The following is a 25,218-nucleotide window of genomic DNA, read 5'->3' on the forward strand; positions in this document are numbered from 1 at the left end:
GGTCCGCGTATCTGCTTCCCTCTGAAAGCGGCGTCCAGATTTATGAGTAAGCGCCCGAGAGCAATATGAAGCTATGGGGCCGTCGCAGGGCTTTTGCTCCCTCGATAGACCGTAAGCCCTCACCCGATTTGCTGCGCAAATCGACCCCTGCCAAGGGAAGAGGTGAGCTTCGGCGCCGTTCCAGCTCAACCTAAACCCATTACGCTCTACGCAGCGAGCGCCTCCAGCACCGCGGCTGAATCGGTGACCCAACCGAAAATGCCGCCCTGGGCCTTGATCATCTTCAGGCCCATCTCGTGGAATTCGGGGAAGTAGGACGCGCAGCCGTCGGAGATCACGACGCAGCGATAGCCGCGATCATTGGCCTCGCGCACCGTGGTGTTGACGCAGACTTCGGTGGTGACGCCGCAGACCAGCAGATTCTCGATGCCGTATTTCTGCAGGATGTCGCCGAATTCAGTGGCGTAGAACGCGCCCTTGCCGGGCTTGTCGATCACGATCTCGCTGCCCTGCGGATAGAGTTCGGGAATGATGTCATGCCCCGCCTCGCCGCGGATCAGGATCCGGCCCATCGGTCCGGGATCACCGATCCGCAAGGACGGCGCACCGCGCTCGAGCTTCGCCGGCGGCGCGTCGGAGAGGTCAGGCAGATGGCCCTCACGGGTATGGACCACGAGCAGCCCGGCGTCGCGCACCGCGGCGAGGACGGCGGCGATCGGCTGCACCGCGCGGGCAAGCTGGCTGACATCATTGCCGAGCGTCTCGCCGAAGCCCCCTCGCTCCATGAAATCGCGCTGCATGTCGATGATGACGAGCGCGGTCTTACTCCAGTTGAGCGTGATCGGCGCCGGCTCCGCCGCGATTGTACCCATGCTCGCCATCACGTCCCCCTGGGCCAAATTCCGCAGGCTCAGTAAAGCAAGCGACGTGCCATCGGACAATCTGCGGCATTCATAGGGTAGGCAAAGGAGCGTGGCGACGTGCCTGCCGTCCGCGCCGTACTTGTGAAGGTGGGCACGCTTCCACCTTCGCTCTTCGAGCTACGGCAGACAAGTCGCTTTGCCCACCCTACGAAGAACGAACCGCGGCGTTACTTGAAGAAATGCACGAGGCCGATGCTGAGGCCCAGCAGCAGCAGCAGCGACAGCGTGACCGCCGCCGTCACCCGGCCGCCGACGGTCGAGAGCACGCGCACATCGACGCCGAGCCCAAGCGCTGCCATCGAGACGACGGTGAGGATCGCCGCCGTCTTCGTCACCGGCGCGATCGCGATGTCGGGCACGAGCTGGAACGAGCGCAGAGCGGCCAGCACCAGGAAGCCGATGATGAACCAGGGCACCAGCTTGAACGGGCTGATCGGGGCGGCCTTTGCGCCACCTTCCTTGGCGGTGCCGGCGGCCTTGCGCCGCCGCGCCACGAACAGCGAGAGGCCGACCACGATCGGGCCCAGCATCAGGACGCGCACTAGCTTCACCAGCGTGCCGATCTGGGTGCTAACGATGCCGGCGGGCACGGTCGCCGCCAGCACCTGCGGCACGGCATAGACCGTGAGCCCGGCGAGGATGCCGTATTGCGTCGCCGTCAGCTTCAACAGCGGAATCAGCAGCGGCAGGCCGAGCACCATCAGCACGCCGAGAATGGCGGTGAACGAGATCGACGAGGCGATGTCGTCGCCGTCAGCCTCGATCACGGGTGCCACCGCCGCGATCGCGGAATTGCCGCAGATCGAATTGCCGCAGGCGATCAGGATCGCGAGTTTGGTCTTGAGCCCGAGGATCCGGCTGAGACCGTAGGTCACCGCCAGCATGATCACGACGGTGACGGCGATCGCGCCGATCAGGAGCCCGCCCGACGCCACGATGGCGGCGAAGCTGATGGACGCGCCGAGCAGCATCACCGCGACCTCGAGCAGCTGCTTGGCGCTGAAGGCAATGCCCGATCGCCAGCGCTCCGATGGCTCCCAGGCGGTGCGCACCGCCATGCCGAGCAGGATCGCGACGACCAGGGCCTCGATATAGGGATGGTCGAAAACCCGCTCCTCGATGGCCTGGACGCCGAGCGAGATGACCGTGACCACCCCGCAGAGCAGAATGCCCGGAATGAGCAGGAAAATGCGCTTCAGCGCGCCCTGCTTCTGCCCCTGATCTTGGTCTTGTTGCGGCACGACATCCTCTTTTCGGAGAAGATTTTATGCGCCAGGGCGCCCCGCTTGGCTAATATGTTTTCGGACTGCCCCGATAGAGAGAAGTTATGTCCCTCAACCTGCATCTGCTCCGCCTGTTCGCGGCCGTGGCGAGAACCGGAAGTTTCTCCCGCGCCGCCGACCTGCTGCACATCAGCCAGCCTGCGATCTCCAAGGGCGTGCGGGATTTCGAGCTGCAGGTCGGCTGCCGGCTGCTCGACCGCACGCCGAAGGGGGTGCGGCCGACCCGGGAGGGCGCGGCGCTGGCGCGGCATGCCGAGACGCTGTTCGCGGCCGAGCGCGCCGCCGAGGACGAGTTGCAGGCATCGCGCAACCTCGACAGCGGCTCGCTGCGCATCGGCGCCAGCACGACGATCGCGACCTACATGATCCCGGAATATCTCGGCATGTTTCACCGTGCCTTTCCCGGCATCGACCTGCATGTCGTGAGCGCCAACACCTCTGATATCGCGGCGCTGATGCTGGGGCACGAGATCGAAATCGCCCTGGTCGAGGGGCCGGTCGAGGACGAGAATGTGATCAGCGAAGCCTGGCGGACCGACGTGATGGTCCTGATCGCGGCTCCGGATCATCGCTTCGCAGCCGCTGCAGGCGCGATCGACGTCCGCCTGCTCAACGACGAAATCCTGATCGTGCGCGAGCCCGGGTCTGGCACCCGCGAGGTGGTCGCGCAGGCGCTGGCCGCCCACCGGGTCGAACCGCAGCGGACGCTCGAGATCGGCAGCACCGAGGCGATCAAGCACGCGGTGGCCGCCGGTGTCGGCGTCGCCATCGTTTCGGTCGCAACGATCGACGATCAGGTGAGGCTGGGGAAGCTCAAGGTGATCCCGATCAAGGGCGTCCATATCGAGCGCACGCTCTGGCAATTGAAATCGCCCGGCCGGCTGGACGTGCCGGCGGCGGTCGCGTTCGAGGGGATCATTCGGGAAACAAAGGGCGCGAAGGCGGCGCCGCGTGCGGCGTCCGCTAAAGCGCGGCGAGCAGACCCTGCGCCCACGCAACGGCATGCTCGAAGCTGAACACGCCGGGCTCGAAATAGACCGCCCGCGCCAGCACGATGCCGACCACCAGCACCCAGAACACGCTGGTGCCCGCGGTCTTCAACCATTTCGACACACCTTCGCTCGCGGCCGAAGAATCGACCGCGGGAACCGGCTCGCCGAAGGGATCGAATGCGGATTGGCTCATCGTCTCGACCATCAGGAATACCCGCACAATGTCGCAACGGCGGGGGCGGAAGCAAGGGTAGTGGAATGCCTTTTGCGGCACTTAATTGGAATGACGTTATCCGGCCCGGAAGCCGGGGAGCATTTCCTTCTCGGCGCTCCAACCGGGATCAACCGTCGATTCCGCGCTGCGGCGCCAGGCGCGGCAGCGTGATCCGCACGCTGGTCCCCATGCCCGGGACACTATCCAGATGGAGCTCGCCGCCCAGCCGGTTCGTGACGATGTTGTGAACGATGTGAAGGCCGAGCCCGATACGGCCAATGTCGCGGCGCGTGGTGAAGAATGGATCGAAGGCTTGCCGCAGCACGTCGCAGCTCATCCCGCAGCCATCGTCGGCGAACAGGATTTCCACCTGGTCCGCGCCTGACGCGCGCAGCCGGATCGTGATGGTGCCGCCCTTGCCGTCGGGAAACGCATGCGCGAGCGAATTGACGAACAGATTGGTCAGCGCCTGGCCATAAGGGCCGGGATAGCTGTTCATCGCAAGACCCGACGGGCAATCGACCTCGAGCGCCAGATTGTTCTTCGGCAACGCCGGCCGCAGGTTCGAGAGGACCTGCTCGGTCACCTCGGCAAGATCGAACTGGCTCCGGTCGAAATAGCTGCGATCGACGGCCACCTGCTTGAACGATTGCACCAGATCCGCTGCACGCTTGAGGTTGCCGACCAGCAGCGCCGACGCGCTCTCGACGACCTCGATGAAATCGCTCAGGCTGGAACGCTTCAGCTTGCCGCGCGCGGCCTCGGCGGCGAAGTCGGCGCATTTCTGCTCCAGCACCGAGGCGACGGTGAGGCTGGTGCCGACCGGACTGTTGATCTCATGTGCGACGCCGGCCACCAGTCGGCCCAGCGCCGCAAGCTTCTCCGCCTCGATCAAGGACGCCTGGGTCTCCTGCAGATGATGCAAGGCCTTCTCGGCCGCATCCCGCGCAGCGCGGATCTCGCGTTCGCTGCGCTTGCGGTCGGTGATCTCTTCGGCCGCAACGTTGACACCGACGATGCTGCCGTTCGGCTCGCGCTGCGGATGCCAATGCGTGATCCAGCACCGCTCGTCATTGTGGCCCGGGCGCTGGCCGTAGACCTCCACGCCGGTGACGGGTTTCTCCGGTCTCCATGATCGACCGGACGATACCCTCGACCGCCGCGGCCAGCGCGGGTACGCAATCGTGCACCGTACGTCCGAGATGACCTTCGACCGAAATGCCGCAGATCTCGGTGAGCCGCTGATTGATCTGGAGGTAGCGGCAGTCGGGAGAGAGGTAGGCAAGACCGATCGGTGCAGTGTCATAGATGAGCTGCAGCGCCGGTTGTTTTGGGAACTGAACGTCCTGGACGACGGACGAGCGCATGTCCTTCCCCTCTTCGGACAAGTCTAGCGCTTCCGGGCCGGACCGCAAATAGCCCCAACCGATGCGGAAAATGCCGATCAAGTCTGTCCGGATTTGGTACGGACGGACGACGGCCGAGCCAGGACTGGTGCTGCGTGGGCCGCCAGGCGCGGCAGCTTCAGCTATTCACTCCACCGTGCGGCCGGAAATCCTCGATGAAGCGCAGCAGCACCCGTGCGCCGGTGTCGGCGTCGGCGAGCTCGACATGCTCGGCCGGATTGTGGCTGATTCCGCCGCGGCAGCGCACGAAGATCATGCCGATATCGGCGACGTCGACCATCGCCATCCCGTCATGCCCGGCGCCGCTCGGCAGCTCGAACACGGCATGACCCTCGGCGGCGACCGCCGCCGCGATCTGGGTTTTCAGCCACGGCGCGCAGGGCATGCTGCGGTTCTCGTGAGTGATGTCGATCTGCAACGCGAGTTCGCGGCGCTTTGCGATGGCCTCGATCTGACGCACGATGTCGGCGACGGCGCGCTTGCGATGCATGTCGCTCTGCGAGCGGATGTCCATCGTGAACGACACCTTGCCTGGGATCACGTTGGTGGCGCCGGGCATGGCGTTGATATAGCCGACGGTGCCGACGAGGCCGGCTTCATCGCTCTTGCAGAACTGCTCGATCGCAACGATGCATTCGGCGGCGCCGGTCAGCGCATCGCGCCGCAGCTTCATCGGCACGGTACCGGCATGACCGGCGACGCCGGTGAGATTGGCGGCAAGCCGCGTCGCACCTGAAATCGCGGTGACGACGCCGACCGGCAGCGCCTTCTCTTCCAGTACCGGGCCCTGCTCGATGTGCAGCTCGACATAGCCGAGCAACTCGCGGCGGGCGCGCGCCGCCTTGCCGATATGATCGGGGTCGAGCCCGAACGCGACCAGCGCATCGCGCATCGAGATGCCGGCGCGATCGCGGGTGTCGAGCACGCTCTCATCGAACGTGCCGGCCACCGCGCGGCTGCCGAGCAGGGTCGACGCAAAGCGCACGCCCTCCTCGTCCGCGAAGCCCACGATCTCGATCGCGAACGGCAACCGCTTGCCGCGCCGGTTCAGATCGGCGACGCAGGCGATCGCGGTGATGACGCCGAGCGGGCCGTCCCATCTGCCGGCGTCGCGCACGGTGTCGTAATGCGAGCCGAGCATCAGGGCCGGCAGGCCCGGCCGCTCGCCCTCGTAGCGGCCGCAGACATTGCCGATCGCATCGAGGTGCGCGCTCATGCCGGCCTCGCGCATCCAGGACAGGATGAGATCGGCGGCCCTGCGATGCTCGTCGGTGAGGAAGACGCGCGCCAGATGCTCCGGCGTCTCCGAGATCGCCGCGAGCTGATCGATCCGCGCCACGATCTCGTCGCCAAGGGAGGATGGATTCGAGGATGGATTCGAGGACGGTTTCTTCTCGCTCATGCTGTTTCCCATCAGTCCAACCCGGCACCCAAGCCCGCTTCACTCGTAGCAGGCCCGATCCGATTGACCAGCCGGCAAATGGCGCCCTGACGCCGCCCCCGGCGGGGATCGCATCGGCCGTCCAGGGGTTAGCGACTGCTTAACCGCATTGCATACAACGGCGATTGATCGCTCATCAAATAGGCAATTCGGACTCTGCCGATTCCGGAGACCGCCCATGTTGATTATTATTCACATTTACATTCAGTGACTTACAGAACCATGACCGCCAAATGTGCTCTGGCACGAAGCTTGCGACACTCCGTCACGCGCCGCCGTTACGGCGGCTGCGACAAGGACAGGCGGGTCGGCCCCGCCGGAGGGAGCAGGCGATGGATTTTGGCAGGATTTCAAGAAGGCATTTATTGCAGGGAAGCGCGGCATTGGCGCTCGGCAGCACGCTCGGCGTTCGCGGCGCGGCGGCAGCGGAAACCACGGTCGGCTTCATCTATGTCGGATCGCGCGACGACTATGGCTACAACCAGGCCCATGCCCAGGGAGCGGCGGCGCTGAAGAAGCTTCCCGGCATCAAGGTGGTCGAGGAAGAGAAGGTGCCGGAGACCGATGCGGTCGAGAAGACCATCGAGTCCATGATCAATCTCGACGGCGCCACGCTGCTGTTTCCGACCTCGTTCGGCTACTACAACCCGCACGTCGTCAAGATGGCGGCCAAGTTTCCGAAGATGCACTTCGAGCATTGCGGCGGCCTGTGGACCGACAAGGACCCGAAGAACGCCGGCAGCTATTTCGGCTACATCGACGAGGCGCAATACATCTCCGGCATCGTCGCCGGCTATTCGACCAAGAGCGGCAAGCTCGGCTTCGTCGCGGCCAAGCCGATCCCGCAGGTGCTGCGCAACATCAACGCTTTCACGCTCGGCGCCCGGCTCGCCAATCCTAAGGCGACGACGCAGGTAATCTTCACCGGCGACTGGTCGATGCCGGTCAAGGAAGCCGAGGCCACCAACAGCCTGATCGACCAGGGCGTCGATGTGCTGACCTGCCATGTCGACGGACCGAAGACGATGGTCGAGAACGCCGCGCGCCGCGGCGCGATGGTGTGCGGCTATCACGTCAACCAGTCGCCGCTGGCGCCGAAGGCCTATCTCACCGGCGCCGAGTGGAACTGGGAAGCGCTCTATCCGAAATTCGTCAAGATGATCACCGCGGGTGAGGCAATCCCGAACTTCTATCGCGGCGGCCTGAAGGAAGAGATCGTCAAGGTCTCGCCCTATGGCGAGATGGTCTCTGCAGAGGCCCGCAAGCATGCCGACGACGTCAAGGCCAAGTTCATGTCCGGCGACTACGCGATCTTCAAGGGCCCGCTCGTCGACAACAAGGGCAAGACCGTGATCGCTTCCGGCACCGATCGCGGCCAGCAGGATCCCGAACTCGAGAAGATGGACTATCTCGTCGAGGGCGTGATCGGAGCCACCGCGTGACGACCGAGACGGCGGAATCGGTGGAGGCGGCCGGCGTTGCTCCGGCCGCCGATCCCGGCTTCCTCCAGCGCTACGGCGCGGGCATCGAATACATCCTGATCCCGGGCGCGGCGCTGGTCGGCGCGCTCGCGGTGTTCGGCGGGTTCATCGCGCTCTACGGCAAGAACCCGCTCGACCTGTATTTCTACATGTATTACGGCGCGTTCGGCACCTGGTTCTCCTGGCAGAACACGCTGACCCGCGCAGCGCCGCTGATCCTGACCGCGCTGTGCACGGCGCTGCCGGCGCAGCTCGGCATGGTGATCATCGGCGGCGAAGGCGCGCTGTTGATCGGCGCGCTGTCGGCGACATCAGCGGCACTGGCGTTGCAGGGTGCGGCGCCGATCGTCGTGCAGATCGCGATGGTGATCGCGGGCATGATCGGCGGCGGTCTCTGGATCATGCTGTCCGGCGGACTGCGGCAGTATCGCGGCGTCAACGAAACGATCTCGAGCCTGCTGCTGGTGTATATCGCGCTTGCCATCCTCAATCATCTGGTCGAGGGGCCGATGCGCGATCCGGCGAGCCTCAACAAGCCGTCGACGCGCGAGATCGGCGCCGCCAACATGATCGGCAGCATTCCCGGCACCGACGTGCATTGGGGCCTGGTGTTCGGCCTCGTCGCCGCCGTTGCCGCCTACATCCTGATCTATCACACCACTTTCGGCTTCGCCGCGCGCGTCGCCGGCGGCAACATCCGCGCCGCCAAGATCGTGGGGCTTTCCGTCGGCAAGCTGATCCTGACCGTCTGCTTCCTCGCCGGCAGCAGCGCGGGACTAGCCGGCATGATCGAGGTCGCGGCCGTGCAGGGCCGCACCAATGCCAACCTCGCCGCGGGCTACGGCTTCACCGGCATCCTCGTCGCATTCCTGGCGCGGCAGAATCCGCTCGCGATCATTCCGGTCGCGATCCTGCTCGGCGGCATCTCGGCCTCCGGCGGCCTGTTGCAACGCCGCCTCGGCCTGCCCGACGCCTCCGTGCTGGTCTTGCAGGGCATCATCTTCGTGTTCGTGCTGGCAAGCGATGCGCTCTACGGGCGGATCGGCTTCCTGAAGGGAAAGTCCTGACATGGCGGATGCTTCGCTCGGGCTCTGGACAGTCCCGCTCGCCGTGTTCGGCGGCGCCATCCGCGTCTCGACGCCGTTCCTGTTCGTCAGCCTCGGCGAATGCATCACTGAACGAAGTGGTCGCATCAATCTCGGCCTCGAAGGCACGCTGGTGATGGGCGCGATGAGCGCCTACGGCATCTCCTATCTCTCCGGCTCGCCGTGGCTCGGGGTGCTCGCGGCCGGGATCACCGGCGCCTTGTTCGGCGCGCTGCATGCCGGCATCTGCTCGCTGCCGCGGGTCAACGACATCGCGGTCGGCATCGCGCTGATGCTGCTCGGCACCGGCCTTGCCTTCTTCCTCGGCAAGCCGCTGATCGAGCCGACGGCGGCACGGCTGCCGGCCATCGATTTCGGCTGGTGGAGCGACGTGCCACAGGTGCGCGCGGCGCTGCGCATCAACGCGCTGTTCCTGATCGGTGTCGCGATCGCGCCGCTGCTCTATTGGGCCTTCAGGACCACGCGCTGGGGCCTGTTGATCCGCACCGCCGGCGAGAGCGCGGACGCGGCGCGCGCGATGGGGCATTCCGTGCTGTTGATCCGGCTGCGCGCCACCATGGTCGGCGGCTTCCTCGCCGGCATCGGCGGCTCGTTCCTGTCGCTGTTCTATCCCGGCAGCTGGAACGAGGGGCTTTCCTCGGGACAGGGCATCACCGCGGTCGCGCTGGTGATCTTCGCGCGCTGGGACCCGATGCTGTGCCTATGGGCCTCGCTCGCGTTCGGCGGCGCCGCCGCGCTCGGGCCGGCGCTGCAATCGGTCGGCATCACCTCCGGCTATCATCTGTTCAACGCCGCGCCCTACATCCTGACGCTTGCGATCATGATCATCACCTGCTCGCCGAAGCGCACGCTGACCGGCGCGCCCGCCGAATTGTCCATCACCCGATAGACCGCGAGATCATTCCATGCCCGAGCGCTTCATCAAGTCCGAGCCCTACGCCTGGCCCTATAATGGCGATCTACGGCCAGAGAATACCGCGCTGATCATCATCGACATGCAGACCGATTTCTGCGGCGTCGGCGGCTATGTCGACAAGATGGGCTACGATCTCTCGCTGACCCGCGCGCCGATCGAGCCGATCAGGAAGCTGCTCGCGGTGATGCGCGCGCAAGGCTTTCACATCATCCACACCCGCGAAGGCCACCGCCCTGATTTGACCGACCTGCCCGCCAACAAACGCTGGCGCTCGCGCCAGATCGGCGCCGGCATCGGCGATCCCGGCCCGTGCGGCCGCATCCTGGTGCGCGGCGAACCCGGATGGGAGATCATCCCCGATCTCGCGCCGCTGCCGGGCGAGCCTGTTATCGACAAGCCCGGCAAAGGCTCGTTCTGCGCCACCGATCTCGAGCTGATGCTGCGGCTGCGCGGCATCGAGAACATCGTGCTGACCGGCATCACCACCGACGTCTGCGTCCACACCACGATGCGCGAGGCCAATGACCGCGGCTTCGAATGCGTGCTGGTGGAAGACTGCTGCGGCGCGACCGACAAGGGCAACCACGACCACGCGCTGAAGATGATCAAGATGCAGGGCGGCGTGTTCGGCGCGGTGACGAAATCCCCCGACTTGATCGGAGCGCTGTCGTGATCATCGGCGAACCGCCCGCCCCGTCAGGCGCGTTCGGCGTCGACGCCATCGCCATGACCATGCGATTCGGCGATTTCACAGCGCTCGACAATGTCGAGCTCAAGGTGCGGCCCGGCTCGTTTCATGCGCTGCTCGGCGAGAACGGCGCGGGCAAGAGCACGCTCGTGAAATGCATCATGGGCTATTACCACGCCACCGAAGGCGACATCATCGTCGGCGGTCGACAGCAGACCATCGCCAATCCCAAGGACGCACATGCGCTCGGGCTCGGCATGGTCTACCAGCACTTTACCCTCGTGCCGGCGATGACGGTTGCCGAGAACCTGGTGCTGGCGCGCGACGACGTGCCGGCCGTGGTCGACTGGCGCAAGGAGAAGAAGGAGCTCGCGGCGTTCCTTGCACGGATGCCGTTCAAGGTGCCGCTCGACGCAAAGGTCTCCGACATCTCCGCCGGCGAGCGGCAGAAATGCGAGATCCTCAAGCAACTCTATCTGAAGCGCCGCTTCCTGATCCTGGACGAGCCGACCTCGGTGCTGACGCCGGGCGAGGCGGACGAGGTGCTCGGCATGCTGCGCGCCATGGTGGTCGCGGGCGAGCTGACCATCCTGATGATCACGCACAAGTTCCGCGAGGTGATGGCGTTTGCCGACGAGGTGACGATCTTGCGTCGCGGCAAGCTTGCCGGCACCGGCCGGGTCACCGAACTCACCCCGGACGAAATGGCGCGCACCATGATCGGCGCCGAGCAGCTGACGGTCCAGCCGCCGCGCACCGGCGAGACTGGTGCGCCCCGGCTCGAGCTCGACAAGCTCACCGCGCTCGACGATGCCGGCGCAATCGCCGTGCACGGCGTGTCGCTGACGGTGAAGAGCGGCGAGATCGTCGGCATCGCCGGCGTCTCCGGCAATGGTCAGCGTCAGCTGGTCGAGGTCTTGGCCGGCCAGCGCGAAGCCGAGGGCGGCGTGGTCCGGGTCCAGGGCGAAGCCTATGCGGCAAGCCGCGAGGAGATGCGCCGCCACAAGATGTCGCTGCTGCCGGAGGAGCCGCTGAAGAACGCCTGTGTCGGCGGCATGAGCGTCGCCGACAACATTGCATTCCGCGGGTTCGACCGCGCCCCGTTCGCGCGCGGCGGCTGGTGGCTGAACCGCGCGGCGTTCCGCGACGACGCGCAGCGCAAGATCAACCGCTACAAGATCAAGACCCGCACGCCGGAGACGCCGATCGCGGCGCTGTCGGGCGGCAATGTGCAGCGCGCGGTGCTGGCGCGCGAGCTCTCGGGCAATGTCGAGGTGCTGATCGCCGCCAATCCCTGCTTCGGGCTCGACTTCGCGGCGGTGGCGCAGATCCATGCCGAGATCATGGCCGCCCGCAACCGCGGCGCCGCGGTGCTGCTGGTCAGCGAAGATCTCGATGAGCTGCTGGAGCTGTCGGACCGGCTGGTCGTGATGTTCCACGGCGCGTTCGTTCACGAAGCCCGCGCCAGCGAGGCTGACCTTACCGAGATCGGTCGCCACATGGCCGGGCACTGACCATCCGCGTCATTGCCGGCGGGGCGATGCAATCAGCTCTGGCCACGCAAAGATGTCGTCCCTGCGAAAGCAGGGACCCATACTCCGCGGCGGATGTTGTCAACGGGATCGTCGTTCCAGCGTTGCGCAACAATCAGCATTCGTGGTTGATGGTGTGGACGGCCCCCTACGGCATCAGTGTGCCAGAATGAGGTTGTTGCAAATCTCAGACATGGGAGCCGTCCGTGAACCAGATTATCCGCATTGGGATGGATACGTCGAAGCATATTTTTGTGCTGCATGGGGTTGATGCGTCCGAGCAGCCGGTCTTACGCAAGAAGCTTTCGCGCAAACTCGTGCTGGAGTTCTTCGCCAAATTGCCGCCGACGGTGATCGGGATGGAGGCCTGCGGGGCGTCGCAATATTGGGCGCGAGAGCTTTCCAGGCTGGGCCATGAGGTGAAGCTGATGGCACCGCAATTGGTGAAGCCCTACGTGATGCGGAACAAGAATGACGGGCGAGACGCAGAAGGCCTGTGTGAGGCGATGAGCCGGCCGAGCATGCGCTTTGTGCCGGTGAAAAGCGCCGAGCAGCAGGCTGCGCTGATGCTGATGGGGGTCCGCGACGGACTGATCGCCCGGCGCACCCAATTGACCAACACGATCCGCGGCCATGCGGCGGAGTATGACCTGATCGCGCCCAAGGGGCTGGAGGCGATCGAACCGCTGCTGGCGCGGATCGCGCAGGACGAGACGCTTCCCGCTCTGGCGCGCGAGCTGTTTGCCATGCTGGGCCGGGAGTGCGTCAGGCTCGAGGACGAGTTGGAGGCGGTTGAGGCCAAGCTGATGGCCTGGCACCGCGGCGATGCCACGGGCCGGCGCCTGGCGCAGATTCCGTCGATCGGTCCGATCATTGCAACGATGCTGGTGATGAAGACACCTGATCCGGCCGCGTTCCGCTCTGGTCGTCACTTTGCGGCCTGGCTGGGATTGACACCCAAGGACCACTCCACCGCAGGCAAGACCAGGCTTGGCAAGATCACGCGGGCGGGCGATGAGGACCTGCGCCGTCTGCTGGTCGTCGGGGCCACGGCGGTGATCCAGCAGGCCAGGCGCGGACGCGGTCATCACTCGCGCTGGCTACTGGCGCTGATCAAGCGCAAGCCGCCGAAGCTTGCGGCCGTAGCGCTTGCCAACAAGGTGGCGCGCATCGCCTGGAAGCTGATGGTGACGGGTGAGAGTTATGACGCCGCACGGCTGAATGCCGCTACGACGGGTACCGCTTAACAGATTGGCCGGCCGGCGGGCTCGCTCGCCGACCGACCGACCGGAGCTGCAAGAGCAGATGGAGCGATCGATCGAGCAACGATGCGAGACAATCCGTGGGACCCATCGGCCGTCAACAGGTCGCGTGGTTGTTTGGAACTCGCATCGCGCAAACCATCTTGGCCAGCGATTCATTCGATCGCACTCAACAGGCCGGACATATGGATGCAAGCGATCCGATCAATCCCAGAAAGCTCTTGTGCCACGGGGGCCGTCCACATATGGGTCCCTGCTTTCGCAGGGACGACACGGAGTTTGTGGCGCGCGATCCCGGCAAGATCCTGCCATTGCAATGACGAAGCGGTTTATCAGCGCTCCGCGTCAGATCAAGGCGCGCTAGGCGATCTCGAACGCCTGCTCGGCGAGATGCTTCAGATTGGCGTGCCAATGCTCGGCGATCGCGAGCCGGGTCGGCACCCAGACCCGTTCGTGCTTCTGGATGTAGTCGAGGAAGCGCATCAGCGCGGCGGCGCGGCCGGGACGGCCGACGACGCGGCAATGCAGGCCGACCGACATCATCTTGGGTCGCGTCGCACCCTCGGCATAGAGCACGTCAAAGCCGTCCTTCAGATAGGTGTAGAACTCATCGCCGCCGCCAAAGCCCTGGGCGTTGATGAAGCGCATGTCGTTGGCATCGAGCGTATAGGGGATCACGAGATGTGGCTCGGTGCCGGATGCCTTGATCCAGTAGGGCAGATCGTCGGCATAGGAATCGCAGAGATAGCGCAGGCCGCCCGTCTCCATCAGAAGCCGCAGCGTGTTGATCGAGGAGCGGCCGGTGTACCAGCCGAGCGGCCGCGCGCCGGTCGCCTCGGTATGCACGGCAATGGCGCGGGCGATCTCCTCGCGCTCCTCGTCCTCCGACATGTCCTTGTGCTCGACCCAGCGCAGGCTGTGGCTCGCGATATCCCAGCCTGCCTCCTGCATCGCCGCCACGACGTCCGGATTGCGCTTCAGCGCCATCGCGACGCCGAACACCGTGGCCGGCAGCTTGCGCTCGTTGAACATCCGCCATAGCCGCCAGAAGCCGGCGCGCGAGCCATATTCGAACATGGTTTCGATATTGGCGTGACGTTGGCCGACCCAGGGCTGCGCGCCCAGCACATCGGACAGAAACGCTTCCGAGGCACGATCGCCGTGCAGGATGTTGTTCTCGCCGCCCTCCTCGAAATTGACCACGAACTGCACGGCGACACGCGCAGCGTCGGGCCATTTCGGATCCGGCGGGTTGCGGCCGTAGCCGCGGAGATCGCGCGGATAGCGGGCCTCGGTCACATCAGATTTCCTCGAAGCGGATCTGCTGCGCGCCCTTCCACAACACCGTCTTGCCGAAGGCGGTGAGGTTTTCCAGACCCGAGGTCAGCGTGATGAAATGATTGCCGGCGAGCTGGCCCATCTTGCTGGCGAAATGCACGCCGCCATAGGCCAGCAGGATCTCGGTCTCGCTGATGCCGCCGGGATAGAGGATGATCTGGCCCGGCGCCGGATAGCTGGTGTGGTTCTCGTAGGAGACGCCGAAATCGAGATCGCCGAGCGGCATCCAGACGCCCTCGCCGCTCCAGCGCACGTGGATCGCCTGGCTCTCGAACGGCATCGCCTTGCGGAAGGCGGCGACCGTCTTCGGCGCGAGCTGCTCCTCGAAACGGGCGTCAAAGGTGAACTCGCCGGCGCGGACAATCAGTTTGCTCATCGAACTCTCGTGGGTGGGCTGGACGGAACGATGTCCCAACCATTGCCGCCGGCCCGCGCCGGACGCAAGGCCGATTCCGGCTCCAGATGCCGGTTTTTTGCCGCAATGGCGCCCGCGGCAACGCAGATTTGAGCAGGGTTGCGTTGCGCCCCGGCTCCCGCTTTGCGAACCTCTCTGCACTCGCAAGGAGGACGGCCGATGACGACAAACAGTCTACACGGACATGTGGCGCTGGTGACCGGCGGATCGCGCGGCATTGGCGCGGCCATCGTCAAGATGCTGGCGGAAGCCGGCGCCGCCGTCGCCGTCAATTATCGCGAGCGCTCGGCTGAAGCGGAGACGCTGGCAAAGGGCATCACCGCCGCCGGCGGCCGCGCCGTCGCTGTCGGCGCCGACGTCTCCGAGGCTGCCGCCGTCGCCGGGCTGGTCGAGCGTGCCAAATCCGAGCTCGGTCCGGTCGACATCCTCGTCAACAATGCCGGGATCGCGATCGTCAGGGGTATCGACGACCTCACCGAAGAGGATTTCGACCGCACCATCACGGTCAACCTCAAATCGGCATTTCTCTGCACGCAAGCGGTGCTGCCGATGATGCGCACCCGGAAATGGGGCCGCATCGTCAACATCTCCTCCGGCGCGGCGCGCGGCGCCGGCGCGATCGGGCCGCACTACAACGCGTCCAAGGCAGCCATGGAGGGCCTGACCCGCGGCTATGCGGCACGGCTCGTCAAGGAGGGCATCACGATCAACGCGGTTGCGCCGTCGCTGATCGAGACCGACATGATGAAGGGACAGAGCGGCCTCGTCAGCCGGATCCCGATCGGCCGCTTCGGCACCGCCGAGGAGGTCGCGCAGGCCGTGATGCTGCTGGTCAACAACCCCTACATGACCGGACAGACGATTGCGATGAGCGGCGGCATGGCGTTCAACTAGGTCCAGGCCGGCATCGAACATCGGACGATCTAATTGCGGGGCTTCGGTTCCGCGCCGTCATCAAAGCGTGGCAGGAACTGTGCTTGACTATGACCGTTGTCCGCTTGGCGAAACCGGATTTGGAGCTTGTCGTGATCGATCCGAAAACGCTTCTCGAACGTGCCGCGCAGCTGGCCGATCAGGCCAAGGGCGAGCAAGATGCCGGCATTCGCGAGCGGCTGCTGCGCATGGCGGAGCATTACCGCGATCTCGCCGCACATGAGGCCTGGGCGCATGAAAATCCGCCATCGGTGGGCGCGATCACCAGCGCGCTCAGCTCCTGCGCGCATTGATCTGACCTTCGATCAGCTCACGCGAATGCGATAGCCCAGCGACTGACGCGCGCCCGGCGCGATGTGCATCAAGCCGGGCTTGTCGGCGAACTCGCCGTCGAACTCCGCGGGGCTGGCAAAGCCGTGCCACGGCTCGATGCAGAGGAACGGCGCGCCGCCGACCTTCGACCAGATGCCGAGTTCGCGGAAGCCGCGCCACGACATCTCGATCGCGGGGCCTTGTGTGGCTGCTGCCGGGCCTAGTGTCGCCGTGAAGAGGATCGATGTACTTGCGACCTGATCGAAGACCATCGCGTCGTCATCGAACAGCTCCTCCGACAGTGCGAGCGTTCTGCCCTTGACCGGATTGGGTTCGGGCTGCGGCCGCATCAATCCATCCTTCAGCCGCCGGATCGGCGCAAGTTCAGTCTTGCCGAAGGTCAGCGTGTAAGCCTCCTTCGGCAGCCCCGGCACCAACGGCCAGTTGAAGGCGGGATGACCACCGAGCGAGGCCGGCAGCATCTCGTCGCCGGTGTTGATGATATCGAAGGCGACATCGAGATCGGTACCATCAACGGTGTAAGTGACCTCGAGCCTGAACGCGAACGGATAGCGTGCCGGCGTTTCCTCATCGTCGGTGAGCGCGAGCTTGCAGGATCGCGGTCCCTGCTCCAGCCAGACAAAGCGGCGATCCCGCGCAAGGCCGTGCTGTGTCATCGGATAGGTCTTGCCATGGTGACGCAGCGTGTCGTTCTTCAACCGGCCGACGATCGGGAACAGGATCGGTGCATGACGCGGCCATTGTGGGCCAGCCTGCCACAGCAACTCGGTTCCGTCGGCATTGCTGAGCGACGACAATTCGGCGCCCTGCGCCAAAATGGTCGCGGCGATTCCGTCGCCGCGCAGCGTGTGACTGTCGCTCATGCCTCGCCTCACCGGTTGCGCCATGCCCTGACACGAGATGTTCGATGCCGGCGAAGCCGTCAACCCCAAAGCGATGGGGCCGCCCGTGTGTGGCGGCACCTAGCCTCAAGCCTAACCGGCGATCTTGGAGAAATCAGGCTGGCGACGCTCGGCAAAGGCGGCAAAGGCCTCGCGCGCTTCCGCGCTCATCAGCCGCTGCTGGAAGATTTCGCCCTCGCGCGCCATTTGCGCGCTGATCCTGGCCGGATCGCGCATCAACGCCTTGGTGTGCTGGAGCGAGCCGAATGGCCGCTTTGCCAGTGCGTCCGCCGCCGCCCGGGCCTTGGCGCGGAGATCCGCAAGCGGCACCACGGCGTTGGCGAGACCGATGGAGACCGCGGTCTCCGCCTCGACCGGCTCGCCGAGCGCGAACATCGCATAGGCCCGCGCATAGCCGATGCGTTGCGGCAGCAGATAGGTCGAGGCCGCCTCCGGCACCAGCGCAAGATTGACGAACGGCGTGATCAGCCGCGCGGTCGGCGCGAGGTAGACGAGGTCGCAATGCAGCAGCATGGTGGTGCCGATACCGACCGCATTGCCCTGCACGGCGGCAACCAGCGGCCGCGTCGCCTTGGCAAGACAGCTAAGGAAGCGCGTCACGTGACGCTCGCCCTGCACGCCGCGCGACACCGCCGCGAAATCGGCGAGATCATTGCCTGCGGTAAAGCTGTCGCCGTCGCCCTGGAGCAGCACGGCGCGGATCGCAGAATCGCTTTCCGCGCGTTCGAGCGCGTCGGCCATCGCGCCATACATCGCGTTGGTGATCGCATTCTTCTTGTCCGGACGGGCCATCGTCACGGTGAGAACACCACCATCCAGCGCTACGACCACTTCACTCATGTCTCACTCCTGTTGGTTGCTTGTTGTTTGACGCGTTTTCTTGACGCGAACCGGTATCGACTTGGCTTGAAAACGCGCTAGCCGTCTTTGTCTTTCGGAAATTTCTCTTGCAGGCTGGTCAGCCAGCGCGACACCACCTCGATCTCGGCTTCCGAAAATCCGTCGATCAGGCGGTTGTTGATCACCCTGGTCCGCGTTGCGGCGCGCTTGCCGAGCTCCTGGCCCGCCACGGTCAGATGCAGCCGCTGGCTGCGCCCGTCCTCACCATCGCGCCGGCGCTTGACGAGGCCCGCACGCTCCATCCGGTCGGCGAGCCCGGTCATCGCCGACGGCACGATGTCGAGTGCCTGCGAGACGTCGCCGATCAGCGCACCGTCATTGCGCCCAAGGAAGAACAGCACGCCCGCCTGCGCCGACGTCAGATCGTGCGCAGCCGTCTCCTGATCGATGGCACGCTGCAGCCGCCGATAGGCCACGGTCAGAAGAAAGATCAGCCGCTGTTCCGCTTTCATGCCGCAATCATATATTTCGCATGCGAAATATCAAGGTATTTCGTGCGCGAAATATCTAACCCCGTTCCCCTTTTTTGCGGCGCCTCAATGCACCGGCATCCAAGGCCCGTAAGATACACAAATGAGCCCTCTCAACCGCTTTGGTTGCGACATTTTGATCGCGACGCCGGATCGCTGCACTGCGCTCCGGCAGAAAACCCTTGATCGACAACGACCAAACGGGAAATCTTTAATCCGGGAGCCGCGGTGTTGCGTTGCGGCTGCGGCGGCGCCCACGGGAGTGTCATGACGTCAGCGGCAAGTCCGGACAGGGAGCGCGTCGTCCGCCCGAAGCGGCCACGCCATCTCAGCCAAGCCATGCGTTGTGAGACCGCGTTTCGCCTGATCCTGTCCGAATGCCTCGAGGAAGTCGCAACCAACCACGAGGCCCTGAGCTCCGGCGATCCGGCCGCGCTCCACCGGACCCGCATTGCACTGACGCGGCTGAAGGCGGCGATCGCCTTCTACGGCCCGATGGTGGCGGACAGCGAATGGACGCGGCTGAAATCCGAGCTGAAATGGTTGAGCGCCCATCTCGGCGCAACGCGCGACCTCGACGTTGCGATCGACAACAGCAAGGGCTTGCCGGAAGAGCGCATGCTCCAGACGGCACGCGCCGATGCGTTCGAAGCGCTCAAGGAAGCCTTGCAAAGCGACCGTTACTGGCAATGGTTCGACGGCATGTGGGACTGGGTCGGCAGCGGCCCCTGGACCACGCGGCAGAACCGCCGTGCCGCGCAACGGCGCGCGGTGCCGGTGTCGGTGTTTCATGCGCGCCGGCTGGCGCGCTGGCATGGCAAGCTGTGCCAGAAGAGCCGCGGGCTGCAGGGCATGGGCAAGAACAAGCGCCACCGCGTCCGGCTCGCCAGCAAGCGGCTGCGCTACGCCATCGAGTTCTCGGAAGGCGGATTGCCCCCTGACGAATACGCGTCATGGCGGATCATCCTCAAGCATCTGCGCAAGGGACAGCAGCTGCTCGGCGAATTGAACGATGACGAGGTCCGTCGCGCGCTGCTCGAGAGTGCCGATGCCCTCGCGCGGCGCGCCGACGAGCGCAAGGCCAAGCACCAGCGCGTGCATGAGCGCAAGCGCAAGAGCCGCCTGCTGCGCCGCGCTGCAGACGTCTACCGGAAAATCTCCAACTAAGGCGCGCATCAGCGCATTGTCGGCGCGGATGCGGGCCCGAATTGATGGTTACGCTAAAATTGATGTATAAAACATCATTTATTGGACTTGTAGCATCATTACTTGATGTATATAAATGATATCCAAATAGACTCGACTCTCAATCGACGACCTCAATCGATGATCACCGCAGCGCAGCTACGAGCTGCCAGAGCCTTGCTTGGCATCGACCAACGGCAGCTCGCCGAGCTGTCCGGACTTTCCGTGCCAACCATCCAACGTATGGAGGCAAGCGAAGGCACCATTCGCGGCAATGTCGACTCGCTCATGAAACTGATCGACGCGCTCGGCACCGCCGGCGTCGAGGTGATCAGCGAGGGCGCGGTCAGCAGCGGCGGCGGCCGCGGGGTGAGATTGAAGGCCGGGTCGGGCTCGCCGAAGGTGCAGACATGATCGCGGCGGTCACCCAGCAGATCTGGTGTGTGGCCGCGCTGCTGGGGACGACCGCTCTCGCGATCGCAACGAGCCGATCGCGCCGATCGACAGCCATCATCTACGGCGCGACCTTCGTAATTTCGACGATCGCACTGGCCGGCGCGCTGCGCTCGCTGATCGCCCATACCAGTGCGACGGAGCTGACGTTGCCGGTCGGCCTGCCCTGGCTAGGCTCGCATTTCTGCCTCGACGCGCTTGCCGCATTCTTTCTCGCCGTGGTCAATCTCGGCGGTGCGGCTGCAAGTCTGTATGGGCTCGGCTACGGCAGCCACGAATCCGCGCCGGCGCGGGTCCTTCCCTTCTTTCCGGCATTCCTGGCCGGAATGAACCTCGTTGTGCTGGCCGACGATGCGTTCACCTACCTCTTGTGCTGGGAATTCATGTCGCTTGCGTCCTGGGCGCTCGTGATGGCGCACCACCGCGAAGCGGACAATGCACGAGCGGGCTACGTCTATCTGGTGATGGCAAGCTTCGGAACGCTGGCTTTGTTGCTCGCTTTCGGCCTGCTGTCGGGAGCTGGCGGCAGCTACAGTTTTGCGGCCATCCGCAGCGCCCAGCACACGCCTTCCGAAGCCGCGCTGGTGCTCTCGCTGATGCTGCTCGGCGCCGGGTCGAAAGCCGGCCTGGTCCCGTTGCACGTATGGCTGCCGCTGGCGCATCCAGCGGCGCCGAGCCATGTCTCGGCGCTGATGAGCGGCGTGATGACGAAGGTCGCGATCTACGGGTTCATCCGGGTCATGTTCGATCTGCTCGGGCCGCCCAGCTGGTCGGCGGGTGTCGTCGTTCTCATCCTCGGCGGTGCGACCGCCGTGATGGGGATCCTCTATGCGCTGATGGAGAAGGATCTCAAGCGCCTGCTCGCCTACAGCACGATCGAGAACATCGGCGTCATCTTCGCAAGTCTCGGCCTTGCGCTGGCATTTCAGGCCAACGGCCTCGGCCTGGCGGCGGCCCTCGCCTTCACGGCCGCGCTGTTTCACGTGCTCAACCATTCGTTCTTCAAGAGCCTGCTGTTCTTCGGCGCCGGCGCCGTGCTGACGTCGACCGGCGAACGCGACATGGAGAAGCTGGGCGGCCTGATCCACCGCATGCCGCTCACCAGCTTCGTCTTTCTCGTCGGCTGCGTTGCGATCTCGGCGCTTCCGCCGTTCAACGGGTTCGCCTCCGAATGGCTGATGTTTCAGGCCGTCCTGCAGAGCCCCGATCTGCCGCAATGGTTGCTGAAGATCATGGTGCCCGCGGTCGGCGCCTTGCTGGCGCTGGCGGCGGCGCTCGCCGCCGCATGCTTCGTCAAGGCCTTCGGAATCACGTTCCTCGGCCGCGCGCGGAGCCCGGCGGCGCAAGCCGCCGGCGAAGTCGATCGCTATTCGCTTGCCGCGATGTTCAGCCTCGCCCTGCTCTGCTTCCTCGCCGGCATTCTGCCGGGCCTGGTGATCGACGCGCTCTCGCCGGTCACCATGGCCATGATCGGCCATCGGATGCCGCTTCAGGCGAACGACCCCTGGCTCTCGATCGTGCCGATCGAGGAGAGCCGCAGTTCCTACAACGGATTGCTCGTCTTTGCTTTCATCACGGCCGCGGCGTCGCTTGCGGTGTATTTCATCCATCGCTTCGCTTCGCGCGCGATCCGCCGCGGACCGGCCTGGGGTTGTGGCTTCACCGATCCGACACCGGCGGCGCAGTATTCCGGGGCGAGCTTCGTCCAGCCGATCCGCCGGGTATTCGGCACGTTGGTTTTCCAGGCCCGCGAGCATGTCGACATGCCTTCGCCGGGTGAACTGCGGCCGGCCCGCTTCAGGGTCGATATGCACGATCTGGTCTGGGAGCGGCTGTACACGCCGGTGACTGAAGTCGTTTGGTTTTTCGCCGATCGGCTGAACCAGCTCCAGTTCCTGACCATCCGCCGCTACCTCAGTCTGGTCTTCGCAACCCTCATCACATTGCTGCTGGCGCTCGCAATATGGTCGTGATCTCGGACATTCTCGTTCAGTTCGGCCAGATGACGCTGGTGCTACTACTCGCGCCGCTCCTGACCGGCGTCGTGCGCAAGGTCAAGGCCCGCCTGCTGCGCCGGAAAGGTGCGTCGATCTTCCAGCCCTATCGCGACCTGCTGCGGCTGCTTCGCAAAGAGGTCGTGCTCGCCGAAAACGCGTCCTGGCTGTTCCGTGTCACGCCCTACGTGACGTTCGCGGCCATCTGGGTCGCCGCGGCGCTGGTCCCGACATTTGCGACCGGCCTCGAATTCAACTGGAGCGCCGACCTGATCGCGATCGTCGCCCTGCTCGGCAGCGCGCGGTTCTTCCTCGCGCTGGCCGGCATGGACGTCGGCACCAGCTTCGGCGGCATCGGCTCCAGCCGCGAGGTGATGATCGCTGCATTGGCCGAGCCAGCCATGCTGCTGATGGTGTTCTGCGTCGCGCTGATTGCCGGCTCCACCCAGCTGTCAACGGTCGCGACCTTCATGGCGTCGTCCGAAGTGGGACTGCGCGTCTCGCTCGGCATGGCGATGATTGCCCTCATCATGGTGGCGCTTGCCGAAAACGCGCGCATCCCGGTCGACAACCCGGCGACGCATCTGGAGCTGACCATGGTGCACGAGGCGATGATCCTCGAGTATTCCGGGCGTCACCTCGCCATGATCGAGTTCGGCGCCTTTCTCAAGCTGCTGCTGTACATCTCCCTGATCATCTGCGTGTTCTTCCCGTGGCAGATTACCACCGAAGGCGCAGGTCCGCTGTCCTATCTGGTGAGCGTCGTCGCCTACATCGTCAAGCTTGCGATCGCCAGCTTCCTCCTTGCGGTGTTCGAGACCGCGACGGCGAAGGTGCGGGTTTTCCGTGTCCCCGAGTTCCTCGGCGCCGCGCTGATGCTCGGGCTGCTCGGCACGCTGCTTCGGTTCGTGTCACGGAGCTTCTGATGCACAACCTCGCCTTCGACATCGCCCATCTGCTCGCCGGCGGGCTCGTGCTGATCAGCTTCATGATGCTGTACCAGGATCGCCTGTATGCGCTGCTGAACATCTTCGCGCTTCATGCAGTGGTGCTCGCGCTTTCGGTCGCCTGGCAGGCGTTCGTCCAGAATGCGCCGCATCTCTACGTGACGGCGGTGATCGCGCTGGTCTTCAAGGCGATCATCATCCCGGTGGCGCTGCACCGGATCGTCAAGCAACTCGGGATTCATCGCGATATCGAGACCGCGGTGGGTATCGGCCTGACCATGCTGGCGGGGATGGGGCTCGTCGCCCTCTCCATGGTGCTGATGCTCCGCGTGACCGGCGCGGCCGATCCGCTGGCGAGGGAAGACCTCGCCTTCGCGCTGTCGGTGGTGCTGCTGGGATTGCTGGTCATGGTGACACGGCGCAACGCCGTGAGCCAGGTCGTCGGCTTCATGTCGCTGGAGAACGGCCTGGTGCTGGCCGCGACCGGCGCCAAGGGTATGCCGCTCGTCGTGGAAATCAGCGTCGCGTTTTCGATCCTGATCGCATTCATCGTCATCGGCGTGTTCCTGTTCCGGATTCGGGAGCGGTTCGACACCGTCGACGTCGGCGCACTCGATGAATTCAGGGGAGAGCGGCGATGACTGCGGCGTCGGATGCCGTCGCCTGGGTTCTCGTGATACCGATCTGTGCCGCGGCGGTACTTGCGGTGCTGCCCGGCTACCGGCTGACCGCGGGGCTCAATATCCTGGCAAGTCTCGGCACCTTGCTGGCCGCAGTTTCGCTGCTCGTCATCGAGCGCCCGCAGCCCGGCCACTACCTGCTGATTGACGATCTCAACATCGTCTTCATCGTGCTCAATACCTTCGTGGGATTCACCACGAGCGTGTTCAGCGCGAGCTATATCGCCCACGAACTCGAGACCGGACGGCTGACGCCGGGCTATCTGCGATTCTACCATGCCATGTATCAGGTGATGATGTTCGGCATGAACCTCGCATTCGTGTCGAACAATATCGGCCTGATGTGGGTCGCAGTCGAGATCGCCACGCTGACCACCGTCCTGATGGTTGGCATCTATCGGACCCATGCGGCGCTGGAAGCCGCCTGGAAGTATTTCATCCTCGGCAGCGTCGGTATCGCGCTCGCGCTGTTCGGCACGATCCTGGTGTACATGGCGGCGCGGCCGGTCATCGGCGAGGGCCAGGACGCCATGGTGTGGACGGTGTTGATCAGCCGCGCCGCAACCTTCGACCCGGCATTGCTCAACGTCGCCTTCATCTTCCTGCTGCTCGGCTACGGCACCAAGGTCGGCCTGGCGCCGCTGCACGCCTGGCTTCCGGATGCCCATGCCGAGGGCCCGACCCCGATCTCCGCCGTGCTCTCCGGCCTCTTGCTCAACGTTGCGCTCTACGCTGTGCTCCGCTTCAAGATCCTGCTCGCCGCCAATCCGGATGCGATATCGGCGGGCCCGCTGATGGTGACGATGGGGCTGACCTCGCTGCTGTTCGCAGCCTTCATGCTTTACCGCCGCCGCGACATCAAACGGCTGTTCGCCTATTCCTCGATCGAGCACATGGGCATCATCGTGTTTGCGTTCGGGATGGGTGGCCCGCTCGCCAACTTTGCCGGCCTGCTGCATATGGTGATGCACAGCCTCACCAAGTCGGGGATCTTCTACGCCGTCGGGCACATCGCACAGGTGAAGGGCACGCAGCGGATCGCCAACATTCGCGGCCTGACTGAAACCCATCCGGCGCTCGGCTGGAGTCTCGTGATCGGCGTGGTCGCGATCGCCGGCCTGCCGCCGCTTGGCATCTTCATGAGCGAATTCCTCATCGTCAGCTCCACCTTCGCGCGCCAGCCGCTGCTCGCTATTCCGCTGGTGTTCGGCCTGCTGCTCGCCCTCGGCGCGCTGATCCTGCGCCTGACCAGCCTTGCGTTCGGCGAGCCGCGCGGCAATACCGCTCCGGCGGATGCGTCCTATCTGCCGATGTTCGCGCATTTCGCGCTGGTGCTGACTGCGGGCATCTACCTTCCGGGACCGCTGGTTGTCTGGTTCCAGCACGTCGCCAACCTGCTGGGCTAGGGCGAGGGAGAACGGGAT

26 protein-coding genes are annotated in these 25,218 nt (G+C 64.9%); 15 read left to right on the forward strand and 11 right to left on the reverse strand.

The features are described from left to right. Positions 1-206: 206 nt before the first annotated feature. Positions 207-881 (reverse strand): cysteine hydrolase family protein, encoded by a 675-nt coding sequence (locus tag ACVW1C_RS08455; protein WP_456758024.1) that lies wholly within the window; start codon positions 879-881, stop codon positions 207-209. Between the two features lie 209 nt (positions 882-1,090). After that, on the reverse strand, positions 1,091-2,164 hold the full coding sequence (locus ACVW1C_RS08460; RefSeq protein WP_456758025.1) for a YeiH family protein: 1,074 nt from the start codon (positions 2,162-2,164) through the stop codon (positions 1,091-1,093). A gap of 86 nt (positions 2,165-2,250) precedes the next feature. Here ACVW1C_RS08460 and ACVW1C_RS08465 point away from each other — a divergent pair, with 86 nt between their 5' ends. Beyond that, positions 2,251-3,222, forward strand: coding sequence for a LysR substrate-binding domain-containing protein (locus ACVW1C_RS08465; protein WP_456758026.1), 972 nt, complete (start codon positions 2,251-2,253; stop codon positions 3,220-3,222). On the opposite strand, the gene ACVW1C_RS08470 is transcribed toward ACVW1C_RS08465, so the two are convergent. From ACVW1C_RS08470 to ACVW1C_RS08485, 4 genes are all read right to left on the reverse strand, one after another. Beyond that, positions 3,170-3,403, reverse strand: coding sequence for a hypothetical protein (locus tag ACVW1C_RS08470; RefSeq protein ID WP_456758027.1), 234 nt, complete (start codon positions 3,401-3,403; stop codon positions 3,170-3,172). The two genes, ACVW1C_RS08465 and ACVW1C_RS08470, sit on opposite strands and share 53 nt — an antisense overlap. Positions 3,404-3,539: 136 nt before the next feature. After that, positions 3,540-4,517: a sensor histidine kinase gene (locus ACVW1C_RS08475; protein WP_456758028.1), complete on the reverse strand. Its 978-nt coding sequence runs from the start codon at positions 4,515-4,517 to the stop codon at positions 3,540-3,542. Then, the gene (locus tag ACVW1C_RS08480) at positions 4,483-4,860 is read right to left on the reverse strand and encodes a PAS domain-containing protein (protein WP_456758029.1); all 378 of its coding nucleotides are present in this window, start codon (positions 4,858-4,860) and stop codon (positions 4,483-4,485) included. Before ACVW1C_RS08480 ends, ACVW1C_RS08475 begins: the two co-directional genes overlap by 35 nt. A gap of 76 nt (positions 4,861-4,936) precedes the next feature. Continuing rightward, entirely contained in the window at positions 4,937-6,220 is a 1,284-nt protein-coding gene (locus tag ACVW1C_RS08485) for an allantoate amidohydrolase (RefSeq protein ID WP_456758030.1), read from the reverse strand. A gap of 371 nt (positions 6,221-6,591) precedes the next feature. Between ACVW1C_RS08485 and ACVW1C_RS08490 the strand changes: the two genes are divergently transcribed. The 6 genes from ACVW1C_RS08490 to ACVW1C_RS08515 all read left to right on the forward strand — a co-directional run bounded on the left by ACVW1C_RS08490 (position 6,592) and on the right by ACVW1C_RS08515 (position 13,229). Next, positions 6,592-7,701, forward strand: coding sequence for a BMP family ABC transporter substrate-binding protein (locus tag ACVW1C_RS08490; RefSeq protein ID WP_456758031.1), 1,110 nt, complete (start codon positions 6,592-6,594; stop codon positions 7,699-7,701). Continuing rightward, positions 7,698-8,807 (forward strand): ABC transporter permease, encoded by a 1,110-nt coding sequence (locus tag ACVW1C_RS08495; protein ID WP_456758032.1) that lies wholly within the window; start codon positions 7,698-7,700, stop codon positions 8,805-8,807. The genes ACVW1C_RS08490 and ACVW1C_RS08495 overlap by 4 nt, the downstream gene beginning before the upstream one ends. A gap of 1 nt (position 8,808) precedes the next feature. After that, complete coding sequence (locus tag ACVW1C_RS08500) at positions 8,809-9,735, forward strand: ABC transporter permease (protein WP_456758033.1); 927 nt, start codon at positions 8,809-8,811, stop codon at positions 9,733-9,735. Between the two features lie 16 nt (positions 9,736-9,751). Continuing rightward, entirely contained in the window at positions 9,752-10,435 is a 684-nt protein-coding gene (biuH, locus tag ACVW1C_RS08505; protein WP_456758034.1) for a biuret amidohydrolase, read from the forward strand. After that, complete coding sequence (locus tag ACVW1C_RS08510; protein ID WP_456758035.1) at positions 10,432-11,964, forward strand: ABC transporter ATP-binding protein; 1,533 nt, start codon at positions 10,432-10,434, stop codon at positions 11,962-11,964. Before biuH ends, ACVW1C_RS08510 begins: the two co-directional genes overlap by 4 nt. 224 nt (positions 11,965-12,188) lie before the next feature. After that, a complete protein-coding gene (locus tag ACVW1C_RS08515) occupies positions 12,189-13,229 on the forward strand; it encodes an IS110 family RNA-guided transposase (RefSeq protein ID WP_456758036.1) in 1,041 nt (346 codons plus the stop codon). 375 nt (positions 13,230-13,604) lie between these two features. Here ACVW1C_RS08515 and puuE read toward each other — a convergent pair whose 3' ends face one another. Both puuE and ACVW1C_RS08525 read right to left on the reverse strand, forming a co-directional pair. Next, positions 13,605-14,543 carry an allantoinase PuuE gene (gene puuE, locus ACVW1C_RS08520; RefSeq protein ID WP_456758037.1) on the reverse strand — a complete coding sequence of 313 codons (939 nt, stop codon included), beginning with the start codon at positions 14,541-14,543 and terminating at the stop codon, positions 13,605-13,607. 1 nt (position 14,544) lies between these two features. Beyond that, entirely contained in the window at positions 14,545-14,958 is a 414-nt protein-coding gene (locus ACVW1C_RS08525) for a DUF3830 family protein (protein WP_092124838.1), read from the reverse strand. A 198-nt stretch (positions 14,959-15,156) separates the two neighbouring features. Here ACVW1C_RS08525 and ACVW1C_RS08530 point away from each other — a divergent pair, with 198 nt between their 5' ends. Together ACVW1C_RS08530 and ACVW1C_RS08535 are read left to right on the forward strand one after the other, a co-directional pair. Beyond that, positions 15,157-15,891: an SDR family NAD(P)-dependent oxidoreductase gene (locus ACVW1C_RS08530; RefSeq protein ID WP_456758038.1), complete on the forward strand. Its 735-nt coding sequence runs from the start codon at positions 15,157-15,159 to the stop codon at positions 15,889-15,891. A gap of 131 nt (positions 15,892-16,022) precedes the next feature. After that, the gene (locus tag ACVW1C_RS08535; protein WP_456758039.1) at positions 16,023-16,223 is read left to right on the forward strand and encodes a hypothetical protein; all 201 of its coding nucleotides are present in this window, start codon (positions 16,023-16,025) and stop codon (positions 16,221-16,223) included. A gap of 12 nt (positions 16,224-16,235) precedes the next feature. On the opposite strand, the gene ACVW1C_RS08540 is transcribed toward ACVW1C_RS08535, so the two are convergent. From ACVW1C_RS08540 to ACVW1C_RS08550, 3 genes are all read right to left on the reverse strand, one after another. Beyond that, positions 16,236-17,126, reverse strand: a complete 891-nt coding sequence (locus tag ACVW1C_RS08540) for an aldose 1-epimerase family protein (RefSeq protein WP_173641447.1) — start codon at positions 17,124-17,126, stop codon at positions 16,236-16,238. A 111-nt stretch (positions 17,127-17,237) separates the two neighbouring features. Next, on the reverse strand, positions 17,238-18,005 hold the full coding sequence (locus ACVW1C_RS08545) for an enoyl-CoA hydratase-related protein (RefSeq protein ID WP_456758040.1): 768 nt from the start codon (positions 18,003-18,005) through the stop codon (positions 17,238-17,240). A gap of 77 nt (positions 18,006-18,082) precedes the next feature. Further along, complete coding sequence (locus ACVW1C_RS08550; RefSeq protein WP_456758041.1) at positions 18,083-18,517, reverse strand: MarR family winged helix-turn-helix transcriptional regulator; 435 nt, start codon at positions 18,515-18,517, stop codon at positions 18,083-18,085. Positions 18,518-18,802: 285 nt separating this feature from the next. Here ACVW1C_RS08550 and ACVW1C_RS08555 point away from each other — a divergent pair, with 285 nt between their 5' ends. From ACVW1C_RS08555 to ACVW1C_RS08580, 6 genes are all read left to right on the forward strand, one after another. After that, positions 18,803-19,702, forward strand: a complete 900-nt coding sequence (locus ACVW1C_RS08555) for a CHAD domain-containing protein (RefSeq protein WP_456758042.1) — start codon at positions 18,803-18,805, stop codon at positions 19,700-19,702. Between the two features lie 159 nt (positions 19,703-19,861). Next, positions 19,862-20,134: a helix-turn-helix domain-containing protein gene (locus tag ACVW1C_RS08560; protein ID WP_176532878.1), complete on the forward strand. Its 273-nt coding sequence runs from the start codon at positions 19,862-19,864 to the stop codon at positions 20,132-20,134. Continuing rightward, positions 20,131-22,146, forward strand: a complete 2,016-nt coding sequence (hyfB, locus tag ACVW1C_RS08565; protein ID WP_456758043.1) for a hydrogenase 4 subunit B — start codon at positions 20,131-20,133, stop codon at positions 22,144-22,146. Before ACVW1C_RS08560 ends, hyfB begins: the two co-directional genes overlap by 4 nt. Beyond that, positions 22,137-23,093, forward strand: a complete 957-nt coding sequence (locus ACVW1C_RS08570; RefSeq protein ID WP_456758044.1) for a respiratory chain complex I subunit 1 family protein — start codon at positions 22,137-22,139, stop codon at positions 23,091-23,093. Before hyfB ends, ACVW1C_RS08570 begins: the two co-directional genes overlap by 10 nt. Further along, the gene (locus ACVW1C_RS08575) at positions 23,093-23,755 is read left to right on the forward strand and encodes a hydrogenase-4 component E (protein WP_456724418.1); all 663 of its coding nucleotides are present in this window, start codon (positions 23,093-23,095) and stop codon (positions 23,753-23,755) included. Before ACVW1C_RS08570 ends, ACVW1C_RS08575 begins: the two co-directional genes overlap by 1 nt. Further along, the gene (locus ACVW1C_RS08580; RefSeq protein ID WP_456758045.1) at positions 23,752-25,200 is read left to right on the forward strand and encodes a hydrogenase 4 subunit F; all 1,449 of its coding nucleotides are present in this window, start codon (positions 23,752-23,754) and stop codon (positions 25,198-25,200) included. The genes ACVW1C_RS08575 and ACVW1C_RS08580 overlap by 4 nt, the downstream gene beginning before the upstream one ends. Positions 25,201-25,218: the final 18 nt, after the last annotated feature.

This window comes from Bradyrhizobium sp. USDA 4011, assembly GCF_054063415.1.

Bases quoted from the DNA above. Each gene is read 5' to 3' on its own strand.
- ACVW1C_RS08455 (WP_456758024.1), bottom strand. From the start codon at position 881: ATGGCGAGCATGGGTACAATCGCGGCGGAGCCGGCGCCGATCACGCTC.
- ACVW1C_RS08465 (WP_456758026.1), top strand. From the start codon at position 2,251: ATGTCCCTCAACCTGCATCTGCTCCGCCTGTTCGCGGCCGTGGCGAGA.
- ACVW1C_RS08470 (WP_456758027.1), bottom strand. From the start codon at position 3,403: ATGGTCGAGACGATGAGCCAATCCGCATTCGATCCCTTCGGCGAGCCG.
- ACVW1C_RS08485 (WP_456758030.1), bottom strand. From the start codon at position 6,220: ATGAGCGAGAAGAAACCGTCCTCGAATCCATCCTCGAATCCATCCTCC.
- ACVW1C_RS08490 (WP_456758031.1), top strand. From the start codon at position 6,592: ATGGATTTTGGCAGGATTTCAAGAAGGCATTTATTGCAGGGAAGCGCG.
- ACVW1C_RS08500 (WP_456758033.1), top strand. From the start codon at position 8,809: ATGGCGGATGCTTCGCTCGGGCTCTGGACAGTCCCGCTCGCCGTGTTC.
- biuH (WP_456758034.1), top strand. From the start codon at position 9,752: ATGCCCGAGCGCTTCATCAAGTCCGAGCCCTACGCCTGGCCCTATAAT.
- ACVW1C_RS08525 (WP_092124838.1), bottom strand. From the start codon at position 14,958: ATGAGCAAACTGATTGTCCGCGCCGGCGAGTTCACCTTTGACGCCCGT.
- ACVW1C_RS08530 (WP_456758038.1), top strand. From the start codon at position 15,157: ATGACGACAAACAGTCTACACGGACATGTGGCGCTGGTGACCGGCGGA.
- ACVW1C_RS08540 (WP_173641447.1), bottom strand. From the start codon at position 17,126: ATGAGCGACAGTCACACGCTGCGCGGCGACGGAATCGCCGCGACCATT.
- ACVW1C_RS08545 (WP_456758040.1), bottom strand. From the start codon at position 18,005: ATGAGTGAAGTGGTCGTAGCGCTGGATGGTGGTGTTCTCACCGTGACG.
- ACVW1C_RS08550 (WP_456758041.1), bottom strand. From the start codon at position 18,517: ATGAAAGCGGAACAGCGGCTGATCTTTCTTCTGACCGTGGCCTATCGG.
- ACVW1C_RS08555 (WP_456758042.1), top strand. From the start codon at position 18,803: ATGACGTCAGCGGCAAGTCCGGACAGGGAGCGCGTCGTCCGCCCGAAG.
- ACVW1C_RS08560 (WP_176532878.1), top strand. From the start codon at position 19,862: ATGATCACCGCAGCGCAGCTACGAGCTGCCAGAGCCTTGCTTGGCATC.
- hyfB (WP_456758043.1), top strand. From the start codon at position 20,131: ATGATCGCGGCGGTCACCCAGCAGATCTGGTGTGTGGCCGCGCTGCTG.
- ACVW1C_RS08570 (WP_456758044.1), top strand. From the start codon at position 22,137: ATGGTCGTGATCTCGGACATTCTCGTTCAGTTCGGCCAGATGACGCTG.
- ACVW1C_RS08575 (WP_456724418.1), top strand. From the start codon at position 23,093: ATGCACAACCTCGCCTTCGACATCGCCCATCTGCTCGCCGGCGGGCTC.
- ACVW1C_RS08580 (WP_456758045.1), top strand. From the start codon at position 23,752: ATGACTGCGGCGTCGGATGCCGTCGCCTGGGTTCTCGTGATACCGATC.